Genomic DNA, 12,410 nt, shown 5'->3' on the forward strand with positions numbered 1-12,410 from the left:
ATCATAGTATGCCCAAAATTATTAGTATAGGAAGAATTGCAACCTCAACCCTGCTGAGTGGTGGCGTGATTAGCCACGGCAGTGTCGGGGGATATATCAGCGACGCAGCCCGAAGAAGTTTGAACATGGGACTTGCCGAACTCACCGACGGACAGGTGCAATACCTATCCAAGGACAGCCATATACTCAAACGCGCAGTTATCCAAACCGCCTCACAATTGGCATATGGTATACTTCGCTCCTACCCCAGATATTTGAAGTACTGGGAACAGAAAGTACGCGACAAGTATCTCCAAGAAAAGTCCCAAAGCAGTCTCGCCAACAAAGCCGGGCAATATGCCCAGCTGATTAAGGATCAGCAGGACGTAGCGACAAAGAAAAACTACACGGACACCATTGTCGGGAATCTGGTAAGTGACTATCTGGAGCTCAGTATTTCCGATGAAGGCACCTATTATGATTCGCAAAGTGGAAAGGTTGAACTGAATTCAAAGTACGGATTAGTCACATTTGTAGACTTACAGCCCCTTGTGCAGGTCAGCAGCCGCAACAATATACTTTTAACAACCGTACAAGGGAGAAACTACAGCCGCAAAGAGTTTATCTCGGGCGGAGACTTTGAAATCAGCATATCAGGAAAGATAAGCAGCAAGTATCCCGACATTTATCCCGAAGCAGAAGTATCCAAGTTCCTGAAGCTGATGCAATACAAAGGAGTTATCACTTGTGACAACACAATATTACGGCAATTCAAAATATCACAGTTGATCGTGCAGAGCTACACCTTTTCTTCTTCAGATTGCAGGAACATACAGCCCTATAGTCTGAACTGTGTAGCCGTTGAACCTTCAGAGGCCGTAGAACTCAAACTGGCCGACCAGGAGAAAGTAGATAAAGCCATTCAACACTCAAACAAATGGATTAAACTTGTCAAATTCGGTACGGAAGTCGTTGACCCGTCCTCTTTATTAAAAATATCAAAGTTATGGCTATAAGTTCACTTGATGTACTCTGTTGCAGGATCGTCATCGGAGATGCTGATCCTGCCAATCTGATGGCTATCAACAACCCCATCACCCTGACCGAAGTAAAGGAGATAGAAATCAATGAATCCTATAAAAAGCTGATTGGTACAGCAAAGGTTGTTTTTCCAAAAGGAACAGTTTTCAAAAGCACCCTACTCGGAGCCGCTACATTGGAAGGAAAAGACGCGTCAAGAATTACTGCAGAAGTGATGCAGGATGGTATCATCATTGAGAAACACACCTCCCAAAGTGCAGTGGATGCCTCCACCTTCAAAACCGGCCAACGCATCAGCATATCTTTAGGATACAACGGGGTACTGAAGAAAATGTTTGAGGGTTACATCACCGGCTATAACTCAGACAACCAGTTTGAACTGAACTGTGAAAACATGGCCTATAAGTTAAAACTAAAACAAGCCCCCAAATTTGTAACTCCCATCATCGGCACAAAGGTCAACGATGTATTAGGCGAGAAATACAACCTGCTAAAAGATACCGGCTTTCAAATACACAGCGAAACCAAACGTTTCGACATCAACATCGGACAAATTAAGGTAACCGATAATTTCACTGTTGCCGATGTCTTGTCCGACTGGTCTAAATTCAAAGTATACTGTTTTCTTAAATACGATGAGAATTCACCGGATGATATGCCGACAATAGCCGTGGGGCGTCCATATTCTTCCTCCAAGAGCCAGCCGGTCTTCCCTGGCAATGAGCAATCCGGTCCTTTCAAAGTCTATTTTGACTATCACGTAGCAAACAGCACTTTGAAGGTGGTTAAGACAGACCCGAAGTTTTTGGCTGTCACGGCCAAAGCCCTTGGTACAGACGAAAAATTCTTTGAAGTCACCATACGGTTAAATCCCGAATATGCCCCAGAGAAGAAAGGCAGCAAGGAGTTTCAAACAGTCAATGCCACACAAATATCAAAAAAAACACATAAAGTAACCGGGAATGTTACTGCCCAGGGAGCAAAAACCAAAACTAAAGTCGATCTGAGTACCTATACCATTGTCCCCTACATGTCTTCTAATATGAAAATAAACTCAGACAAATTGGTAGAGGAAGCCATTGAATACTTCAAGGGTTATAATCTAAATGGTATAACGGGCAAACTCACCTTATTCGGTGACCTGGCGCTAAACACCGCCGTTCAGGTTGAATTAATTGATGATATAAATTCCTCCAAAAACGGAGTGTATATCGTGGATGAAGTGGTTACCAAGTTCGGAACAGAAGGATATAGACAAACAATCAGCACCCCATATCGAATAAAGGGAAATAAAACAGAGAAAAACGGGTAAAAACAAAACAGGGATTCCCGACTCGGAAATCCCCTGAACTATATTACATAATATACGTTACTCTCCTTGTACAACTTTATTTGATAGCGCATACAAAGGCACTACCTTTATATCCTTGTAGGAAGAAAAAGGCTCCAGACTTGTCCTTATTCCATAATCACTTTTCTTCAACTCTATAAATTTATACATACTCTGCATCGATCCCGAATTGCTGGCTTTCACCTCAATCGGATATATCTTTCCTCTCCGGCTAATTACATAGTCAACTTCGGCCTGTGTGCCACGCTCCGTACGCTGCCAATAATAAAGTTCCGGTTTTGTCAGATAACTATCATACTTCATTAATTCCAATCCGGCAAACATCTCTGACAACCCTCCTCTATTAATAAAATCTACTTCATCAGCAATGAGGATATCTTTGGGTTGTATTTTCAGCATTGATTGCATCAAGCCAATGTCGAGAAATAAGAACTTTCTGAATTTCTCATTAATTTCCGCCCCTAAAGGAATGCCATTTGCAGCAGTATGAACCACTGGAGTCACCAGCCCGGCCAATGAAAGCAACGACAAAGCCTCTTTCACCATCGCCCCACCGATGTCATTGCCAACTTGTGCGTATACAAACTTTTCCCCCGCTTGCAATGCAACTGACTTCAATGTTTGAGCAAGCAGCAAAGGAGAAATACGGGTTTTATACTTTTTAAAATCATCCTGATAAGTATCCAATATATCATTATGCACAATTGCACATTCTTTATAGTTACCAGTCTGCACCCATATCCTTACAGCTTCAGGCATTCCGCCAACCAGATAATAAGACCTGAGTTGAGAGATCATATCTTCATGTAACGGCCCCGGAAGAGGGTGTTCACAATCAGCGTCATTTCTTTTAAAGTTGACTTGTAATGACAATCCTTGTGCTTCGAGGAATTCATCGAATGAAAAAGGATACATATACATTGAACGAATTCTGCCTACACCAAACGAAGGTAATTCTTTCAGTGTGAACTCAAGAAGAGAACCGGCAGCTATAACATGCAGTTCCGGATAATCCTCATAAAAATAGCGCAAGGATGATATGGCCCGTTGAGATTCTTGTATCTCATCAAAGAACAAAAGAGTTTCGCCGGGCACAATCGGAGTGTTGTAGATTACACTTAACTGGCTGCATATACTTTTCACATTAAGGTTGTCTCCAAATAGCGTCTTTATATCCTTTTGGCGTTCAAGGTTTATTTCAATATAATACTTGAAACTTTCCCCTAAATGCCGGATAGCTGAAGACTTCCCAACTTGCCTTGCTCCCCTCACCAACAAAGGCTTTCGGTTGGCACTATTTTTCCATTCTTCAAGGTACTTATCTATATGTCTTTTAAAATATTGCCTCATAAGTTCATATTTTATTGATTTACAATGCAAATATATGACTTATTTTAGAATAATCATATCGAAACAAAACATTATTCAAAGAAAAGTCATATCGAATTTATAGATATATTCAATAAAAGTCAGACCGAAAATCAACAATAAACACAGAAAAGTAAGGTCGAATTCACTAAGAAAATTCAGAAAATACATATCGAAAAACAACAGTAATTACAGAAAAATCAGACCGAAACCACATGTACATCTTTTCTCCCTTGAAAAATCTATTCTTTCATATATATAAAATATAGCACTAATGGAAGAAAAAACACAAACAAATGGGAAGTCCAGCCAACGAATGATACGCGAAGCTATTCGCAAGATAGCCTTGGGAAGAAGCATAGAACGCATCGATATGGCACCTTCCGGAACCGCTGGCGTGGGTACGGCAAGAATGGTACATGGTTATGTTGCTAAAGTACATAATAATCCGAATGATGAAGAATATGAGGAATACGCCGGCACCATAGATGTTCGGGAATTCCCGGATGAAACGGCAAGTTCCGAACCAATCATCCATAAAGGAGTGTTACTTTCAGGACTACAGGACAATTCAGGTGGCTTCCTTATCATTCCCCTTCTATATTCAGATGTTACGATTGTGATGGACGCAGCAACTCATTACACGTATGTTCTGAATTACTCCCATGCGCAAGTCATTCAGTTAACCGCCCATGAAGAGACTTCTATCGGAGTTAGAGAAACAGAAGAATTAGACCCGGATGATAACAACTCACCTGATTATAACGAGCTACCAGCTACCGGCAATGAAACAGCAACCAAATACACAGCAACCGAAATACAAACTATGGCAAAAAACAAAGACGGCAAAAAGGCAGAAGTAAATATAACACCGGAAAGTATTTTGCAGAAACTGGATAAGTCGGAAGTAAGTCAGACCGGAAACAGACTGGAACAGAAAGTGGGAAGCACCAGTGTCACTATCCAGGATAAGAAGGTGACTATTGGCGAAGAAAGTGCTAACGAGCCCCTTGTATTAGGTAATCAACTGGCACAGTTAATGCTGGAGTTCCTGACAGAATGTTCTAAAATTACGACGCCTACCTTGATGGGTACAATGCCCGCATTGAACATACCTAATTTCACATCCTTAACTTCCAAGATTCAGAACTTTCTTTCTAAAACAGCTTATACAAAATGAGTATTGAATTACACCCTGATATCGGCAAGTTAGATCCGGCTAGCTTATGCTATTCTATTTATTCACAGCTTTATAGTAATTTCTTCAATGCACAGGACAGGAAAGATGACACCCATCCCTGGGGTGTTGTAGAAGGTGATGATACCAGTGCAAGGCTTAAAAACACAGCATTTAGCTTTGCCGCCGCCATCTCAGGAAGTGTAGCAGGTGAAGGAGGTAGTGATAATGGAGGCATACTCTTAGGATATCTAAAAAAAAGCGGTGGGGACATGGCTGGAGTTTTACGGGCAAACTATGGATTTGAGGCCGGTATTGGTAATAACCGTATCTTCTCTCTATATAAAGATGGAAATAGTTCGGGTGTACAGATCAACGGAGATATTAGGATAGGTGGAAATAATTTCTATTTGGGAGATGAAAAAGTCCTTGCTTATGATCACTTGACTGCCACAACATATATTCATGGTACGTATTTAGATACAGGAAATGCCTCCATACATTCAAATGGAGAAATCATATTTGGGAGTAAACAATCAGGAGTATATATATCACCATCCACTGTTTTAGTTGGTAGTTACCCTGTTTACCATAGCGGTAATGCCAATCAGGCGGCTATAGACTGGAAGATGAAGAACGGAATGATATCCGGAAATTTACAAGTTACAGGCTCTACTACCCTCAACGGAATGCTACATTCACTTCACGGAGCAGAATTAGGTGTAGATGGACGTACCATTTTGTATATTAATAAGGCAGGAACGACATTGTCAGGGTATTTATCCTTTGCTGTGGGATACGGTATCAAAATCGACAATATACCAGTATTGATTCGTGCCAATGAAAATGATATCCAGTTGGGCGCTGTAGGCGGAGATTTACTACTTGCAAACGAGCATACTAATAAAATCCGCTTACTTGCCGGACTATCAGATATAGACGGAGACAACATTCTGGTAAGTAAATACGGAGCCGGTTATTTTCCGGATGCTCTTACAGTACGTCACCATTATGGCAATGAATTACTTTCCTCCTATCGGGTGGATGATGCAGACGAGGGGATAGTAATTCATCATAAATTACGTTTCGGCGCTTATAATGGAGTCATTTTACAAGGCAACAAAGAAAGGTTGGATTTTATCTCTCAGGTAGAATATACATCTCCTGAGATAAACGAAACAACAGAATGCCGTACCGGTTTCGAGCATGGCATTTCTACAAGCCTTTATCGCCCCCTAAATAGCCCCTCATACAGTCTATTCATTAAATCGGATGCCGATTTTATAAATACCAATATCCCTTTAGAAGTAAAAGGACATGTTGGAATAGACAGTTCGCTCACTCGACTGACAGACAATTGTCTATACTTTAACAGTGAGAATTACCTATTATCCGCAACAGGAGGCATTAAGCATTATGGCAATGCATACTTCAAAAACAGTTTGAGTTCAGAGCATTTTTCCTCTGGCTTTGCGGGCTCGGGATGGGCTATTTTACGTAATGAAACTACAGGGAACGTAGCTGCAACCTTTGATGAAGTAACAGTACGTAAGAAAATGAGAATCTATGAAATGGAAGTTCAGAAAATGTACACAACTAACGGTTCTTTATGGGTAAGTGATTCTTGCAGCGGCGATAAAGTAGAAAAACTATAAACCAAACAACAACTTTTCATGTCACTATACAAATATGCCAGATACAAAGTCCTTCTTGACCCTGAATCTCACAAGACTCAGGGTTTACAGGTAGGTGATGTAGTACGTAGACAATACCTTGATGGGAAAAATCTGATTTACTCCCTGATGATTGTATTGCAAACCGGAATCGATACAATTTTAGATAAAACCGGAAAGGAGTTAGAGTCTTCTTATTTCATAGGGGCACTTATTGAAGGCGATGAACCTGTAAATGGTGAACTACTGGATTTTGTACGTACTACCAACCTGTTCAATGCAGATCGGAGTGGTGCATTGTACCTAACTGCTTCTGACTCTGAGGCCCCTTTTATGGATATCATAGATGGAATGGCTTTTGAAAACTCTCTATGCTATCCTTTTATGGGAGAAGGCCGGACTAACGAAGCTGATAGCAGAAGATATTCATGTGTAGGAGCTGACTTCGTAACATCCACCTATTTTGATTCACAATTGGATGCTTATAGGGTCTTCAGGATAACAAGAAATAGAAATATACCTGCCATTGGGGAAGTTATCGGGTTTAAACAGACATTGGAAAAGGGAGTTCATCATCCCCAGCGCGTCGTTATATCTTATAAAATCAGAGCATCCTGTCCCATAGAAAATGTACAAGTTAGTTTTGGATATACAGATGGCACGCAGCCCGAAGGAACTGATACAATAAATATAGATACTGAATGGAGTTATAAGCTGATGTTAGTTACAGTGGACTATCCGGAAGAATATTCCCGAAGCCTGTTAATTGACATGACATCTTTTCTGCAAGAAAAAGACTGGTGTGAAATATCAGACCTGAATATCGTTCTACTCTCGGATATTACCAATTTTTCAAATGGGACAAAGGCACGCATTGGCAAAATAAGAGGTATTGTTGATCCTCTCTTTGGGGTATTGGATGGTTACGGCGCCTACTTTCAGAGCTTATATGCTACCCAAAATGTTAACGTAGCGGGAACATTGACCGCCGGAGACAGAACAGGGTTTGCAAGTACTTTTTATGTGGGCCGCATTCACAAAAATAGCCTTATAAATAGTCTATACGGCAACTTTGTTCAGACGGTTTTGGTATCTGACTCAGAAAAAGCGCCTGCAGGTATAGGACACGTTTTTCAGCTCCCCTTTTCCACAACAGAGTATATTTGCCAGGATTATGAGTGGAAAAAAAGACATATAGGAGAGAAATATTGCTTCTCATTCTGGGCAAAATCCGGAAAAGCCGGTAGTTTATCATTTATCTTGGATGAAAAGCTTTATCAGGAGATTCACATTGAAAAAGAAAATGAATGGAAACGATACCACATTTCTTTTGTCGTCAATTGTAATGAAGAAAATGAACTTAGAATAGGTTTCAAACATGATATGGGGAATATCTGTTTTTGTTCCCCTCAACTGGAAGCGGGTGAAAAGCCTTCTTTATATCAGGCAACAGATGGCATTCTGAATGATACAGACGAATATGGCGCCTGGTTTTGCAGAGGTGGTGTTGGTGGTACAATACAAAATCCTTTACTTCGTCTAAATTCCGATGGTTCTATCGAAGCTGGCAATAAGTCTTTTGTAATCAATCCGGATGGTACTGGGTACTTTGCAGGAGGCCGATTCAAATGGACAGAAGACACGATTACTTTGCAGGACGTGACTATCCGTTGGGAAGACTTCGATGAGAAAACACATAATAAACTCCTCCCTAAATCAGTAAGTATAGAGGGGGCAAATGTTTTTCACTATGCAGACACCTTAACAAAGGAGGTTGTACAACCGGAAAAGATTGAACTGGTTGCAACAGAACATAATTTCAATAGTATTGCCAACAAATGGCAATATCTTTCCACTGATAATGTATGGAAAGATATTTGTACAGGCAGTATATATATTGTCACTCCAACATTTCATGGCTGGGAAGGTCAGGACATACTTATACTGCGTTATAAGGCTTTTTGGGAAGAAACGGAATTTGTATCAACCTACACCATAACAAAGCAATATGACGGACAAGATGCTTATTCTGTATATGTCACTTCCAGCCAGGGGGCGACTTTCAGAAATGGTATTATATCTACCATACTAAGTGCACTCGTTTTTAAAGGAGGCATTGATGTAACGGATAGAATACCGGATTCTAATTTTAAATGGAATAGAATTAGTAACAACCTTCAAAGTGATGAATTATGGAACTCCACAGAACACATAGGTAAAAAACTGGAGATATCGGCAGAAGATGTATACCGGAAGGCTGTTTTTGATTGTGAAATAACACTCTCTGATTCATAAACCTTTCGTATATAAGTCAGCCCATAGCATCCCTGACATATTGCATAGGAGAAACGCCATAGAAATCCTTGAATCTTTTAGAAAAATACTTGCCATCACAATACCCCAGCAAAGTGGCAATCTCTGAGACACTATACCGCCTGGATGCCAACATGGTTTTCGCAATTCCCATTTTATAGGATAGAATATAATTTGTGGGAGACTGCCCGGCTATGAGTTTTACTCTATTATAAAATGCAGTCCGGCTCATTCCTATGTCAGCACAAAGCATCTCGACAGTATATTTTTCTGTAGAAAGATTTTTCTCCAGACATTTCTGTAATTTATCTACTAATATAGCGTCACTATCACCCTGTGTCACCTTTTCCGAGTGATCTCCGGGAAGCGTGCTGGCAGCAAATTCTTTTAAACGTTCTTTTTGAACAATACGATGGTTTATGAGAGCTGCAATATCCGCTTTGAGTTTACAAACATTTACCATTCGCAGTTCAATTCTATCGGCACCACAACTTGTATGCGTTAAATAGTCAGCATTAGAGCTTATCAAAAGAATTACCGGAATATTACACATACAGGCATCCTCCTTTATTTCAGCACAAAGTTCACTTCCATACACACCATTAACTGTCTCATCGATGATTATAGCATCCGGATTACGCTGCCCCATAAAAGGACAAATCCGTTCCGGATCGTCATAGACCGACACTTGAAAGTTTTTGGAAAGCGTATCATCCAAGTAACCACTAAGATCCTTGTCTGCCATAACTAACATTACATGAGGAGCCTTATCGGATTTAGACACACAATTTACATGCAAATGACTATTACAGGAAAAAGTTGAACTATAGCCTTTCCGTATTGATTCCTGAACTACAGGACAATGCTCTGTTCTACAAAAATACTCCATCGGTACACAGATTTGTATAAAAGCCGCCCCTCTGCTTATGCCACCTGTCATTTCTCCCCCATGCAACCGGATCATCTTTCTTACAACACAGAAAGTCCTGCAACAAAATATCGGTACCCTTGTCAGGATAGACAGCTTTAATCGAGACATTTTTTTCCCCATTTCCGGATTATTAGTTATCAGAAGATTCCAACTATCCCCCTCATGTGACACTTTAACGCTTACACAGCCTTTCCGGGAAGTAGAATCAATTACTCTAAACAAAAGACATTGCAAAGCGGCTGTCATCATAACTTCATTTACACGACAGCTAATATAACCAGGTTCCCTGTTGATATCCAACTGAATCTGACGGGTATCAGCATACATTTGGCAATTTTTGAGTATCGAACTAATAAAAGTATAAAGCTCAAGCTCATTTTTCCGTAATTTAGTCCGGGTTTTATTTACAAGCATATTCAGCGCAACAATATTCTGGAAACAGTCAAGAACATGTTTATTATACCTGAGTATATGTTTCATCTTTCCCGATATATCTGAAGGTAAATCGGTAGATTCAATATCATATAAAAGGTTTTGCATCAATGCCAACGGTGTCTGAGTCTTATGCACCATATTCAGAGCAATCCTTAACTTCTCATGACAAAGTAATTCTTTGCTACGCTTTAACCTATAGTACGACATAAGAAAAATGATTAATCCCATGACAAGACTCTCAAAAGGATATGACCAGGGAACAAACCATGAAAGAGATGAGGTCATAGGATATGTTATATACTGATAGTCCGGATGTTCATTTCCATTTAGTCGCAGGGAGAGATGAGAAATAGTTGAATATGAATGCAATTGATTTAACCGTGTGCCAATCAGCGCAAAAACAAATATCAAAATAAATTTCATACAAAATCAAATAAGTTAGTTAAATAGCTTTTGTGTGACGTGCATATTAATACCAATAATATACCTTAATTCAAACATTCAGTATATGAGTATAGTTCGTTCTTGAAGGGCAAATGGAACGTTTTTTATCAAAAACACGTTTGTTTTCATCATAGTCCGATTTATTGATACATTTATTAACAAGGTAGATTCATTAAGCGTAATATAACACCAATTATATATCATTTTGCAAAGTATAATTACAATCATTATAGATAACCCCTCTCCTCTTTTAAACTATGTACCAGTTAATAGCACTAATCTCTGTATATATCTTAAACCTTAAATCACTGACAATGGCATTAAAAGTAGCAAGAGGACAAATCACTATTATCGATCAGAACGATGCAGTATCTATTCAGGCTTTCCTTGGTTCCAGTCAACCTTTGACGCAAGTATATAATAAAGATACCAATGTATATGCTCCTAACTGGGCAGCAAGTTCACATCTAATTCTTACTCCTTCACTTTTTATAAGTGGAAAAGGGGCAACAGACCAGATAAGCTCTGTTGGTAATGCTGCAAATTTAACCCCGGGAGTAAAGAGTGGGACAACCAAATGGTATAAAAATGGTGTATTAATCACAAGTGGTCAAGACAGTTGTACGATTGGCGCTGCGTCAGCTAAATATGCACTAACCGTTAGCGCTAATCACATGTCCGTCAATGCTCCACAGGTGAGATATACGTTTGAGTCCATATACATCGATGCTAACGGTTTGGAAATCCCATTCAGAGCTGAAATTCAATTTACACAGCATTTGAATGCAGGAGCAACCATTTGTGCAGTTGCATATGCACCTCAAGGTGTCGTTTTCAAAAACGATGCAGTTTCAACACTTTCTGCCCATTGTGACATGTGGAGAGGGGCTACTATTGATAATACCAATGTAAGCTATGCATGGGGAATTAAGGATGGAGGAGTATTTTCTCCAACGACCTTAACTGCCGCAGCAGCTTCAGGAGCAACTACTGTAACAGTAAACTCTATTGCGAATATGGAGGCAGGTGGTAAAGTTACAATAGGTTCCTCACAATACACAATATCTTCTATTAATACAAGCACCAAAGTTGTAACACTCACTACGACTCTTACTGCAGCAGCCACTTCTGGCACAGCAGTATCATGTCCTTATTATAGTTCAGTATTGGGTGTTGGTTGGTCATGTCTTACACAGAGCAATCAACGTGGAGTAACGTCCGGCTGGACAACAAATGAAATTACTATAACGCCAGATGCCGTACTCAATTTTGAAACTTTCAAATGTTCTATTAAAGATACGGATACAAGCACTGGCAATGCTTCCGCAAATAAAGTTGTTTGTGATATAATATCTTTTGCAGACATGTCGGACCCCATTAGCGTCGATATAGTCAGCCAGAAAGGATTTACTATAAAAAACAATGCTAACGATGTTGACGCCAAAGCAATCCTTTATCGTAATGGCGAGGAGTTAGATGCAGCAGGAACAGCATATACATATATCTGGAAGCTATGGAATACAGCTGGAACTTCAGTCGTCAAAACTTACACAGGCAAATCAATCACAGTAAGTAAAGCGGATGTGACAGGTAAAGGTGTTTTGATGTGTGAAGTATCAAAATAGAATTGACAGAAAGATTTAAAACATAGAAAAGGCAGTAAAAGCTGCCTTTCTTTATTCAGAACAAGTTACTGAG

At 39.8% G+C, this 12,410-nt stretch carries 8 protein-coding genes; 6 read left to right on the plus strand and 2 right to left on the minus strand.

Features of this window, described 5'->3' with window-relative positions; translation table 11 throughout:
* Nucleotides 1-26 precede the first annotated feature (26 nt).
* The gene (locus HMPREF9447_RS03445) at nucleotides 27-995 is read left to right on the plus strand and encodes a DUF6046 domain-containing protein (RefSeq protein ID WP_394330285.1); all 969 of its coding nucleotides are present in this window, start codon (nucleotides 27-29) and stop codon (nucleotides 993-995) included.
* Entirely contained in the window at nucleotides 986-2,332 is a 1,347-nt protein-coding gene (locus HMPREF9447_RS03450) for a hypothetical protein (protein WP_009128107.1), read from the plus strand. Before HMPREF9447_RS03445 ends, HMPREF9447_RS03450 begins: the two co-directional genes overlap by 10 nt.
* Nucleotides 2,333-2,389: 57 nt before the next feature.
* On the opposite strand, the gene HMPREF9447_RS03455 is transcribed toward HMPREF9447_RS03450, so the two are convergent.
* Nucleotides 2,390-3,721, minus strand: coding sequence for an ATP-binding protein (locus tag HMPREF9447_RS03455; RefSeq protein WP_009128120.1), 1,332 nt, complete (start codon nucleotides 3,719-3,721; stop codon nucleotides 2,390-2,392).
* Between the two features lie 292 nt (nucleotides 3,722-4,013).
* On the opposite strand from HMPREF9447_RS03455, the gene HMPREF9447_RS03460 reads away from it, so the two are divergent.
* The 3 genes from HMPREF9447_RS03460 to HMPREF9447_RS03470 are packed head-to-tail and all read left to right on the plus strand — an operon-like array spanning nucleotide 4,014 to nucleotide 8,884.
* A complete protein-coding gene (locus HMPREF9447_RS03460) occupies nucleotides 4,014-4,919 on the plus strand; it encodes a hypothetical protein (RefSeq protein ID WP_009128126.1) in 906 nt (301 codons plus the stop codon).
* Nucleotides 4,916-6,571 (plus strand): hypothetical protein, encoded by a 1,656-nt coding sequence (locus HMPREF9447_RS03465; protein WP_009128128.1) that lies wholly within the window; start codon nucleotides 4,916-4,918, stop codon nucleotides 6,569-6,571. Before HMPREF9447_RS03460 ends, HMPREF9447_RS03465 begins: the two co-directional genes overlap by 4 nt.
* Before the next feature lie 18 nt (nucleotides 6,572-6,589).
* Nucleotides 6,590-8,884, plus strand: coding sequence for a hypothetical protein (locus tag HMPREF9447_RS03470; RefSeq protein WP_009128130.1), 2,295 nt, complete (start codon nucleotides 6,590-6,592; stop codon nucleotides 8,882-8,884).
* Nucleotides 8,885-8,900: 16 nt separating this feature from the next.
* Here HMPREF9447_RS03470 and HMPREF9447_RS03475 read toward each other — a convergent pair whose 3' ends face one another.
* On the minus strand, nucleotides 8,901-10,691 hold the full coding sequence (locus tag HMPREF9447_RS03475; protein WP_009128132.1) for an AraC family transcriptional regulator: 1,791 nt from the start codon (nucleotides 10,689-10,691) through the stop codon (nucleotides 8,901-8,903).
* Nucleotides 10,692-11,026: 335 nt separating this feature from the next.
* Between HMPREF9447_RS03475 and HMPREF9447_RS03480 the strand changes: the two genes are divergently transcribed.
* Complete coding sequence (locus HMPREF9447_RS03480) at nucleotides 11,027-12,337, plus strand: hypothetical protein (protein WP_044137398.1); 1,311 nt, start codon at nucleotides 11,027-11,029, stop codon at nucleotides 12,335-12,337.
* Nucleotides 12,338-12,410: the final 73 nt, after the last annotated feature.

It is taken from the genome of Bacteroides oleiciplenus YIT 12058 (assembly GCF_000315485.1).
Classification (GTDB): domain Bacteria; phylum Bacteroidota; class Bacteroidia; order Bacteroidales; family Bacteroidaceae; genus Bacteroides; species Bacteroides oleiciplenus.

Excerpts from the sequence above, each read along its gene's own strand:
- HMPREF9447_RS03450 (WP_009128107.1), top strand. The coding sequence starts at position 986 with ATGGCTATAAGTTCACTTGATGTACTCTGTTGCAGGATCGTCATCGGA.
- HMPREF9447_RS03455 (WP_009128120.1), bottom strand. The coding sequence starts at position 3,721 with ATGAGGCAATATTTTAAAAGACATATAGATAAGTACCTTGAAGAATGG.
- HMPREF9447_RS03460 (WP_009128126.1), top strand. The coding sequence starts at position 4,014 with ATGGAAGAAAAAACACAAACAAATGGGAAGTCCAGCCAACGAATGATA.
- HMPREF9447_RS03465 (WP_009128128.1), top strand. The coding sequence starts at position 4,916 with ATGAGTATTGAATTACACCCTGATATCGGCAAGTTAGATCCGGCTAGC.
- HMPREF9447_RS03470 (WP_009128130.1), top strand. The coding sequence starts at position 6,590 with ATGTCACTATACAAATATGCCAGATACAAAGTCCTTCTTGACCCTGAA.
- HMPREF9447_RS03475 (WP_009128132.1), bottom strand. The coding sequence starts at position 10,691 with ATGAAATTTATTTTGATATTTGTTTTTGCGCTGATTGGCACACGGTTA.
- HMPREF9447_RS03480 (WP_044137398.1), top strand. The coding sequence starts at position 11,027 with ATGGCATTAAAAGTAGCAAGAGGACAAATCACTATTATCGATCAGAAC.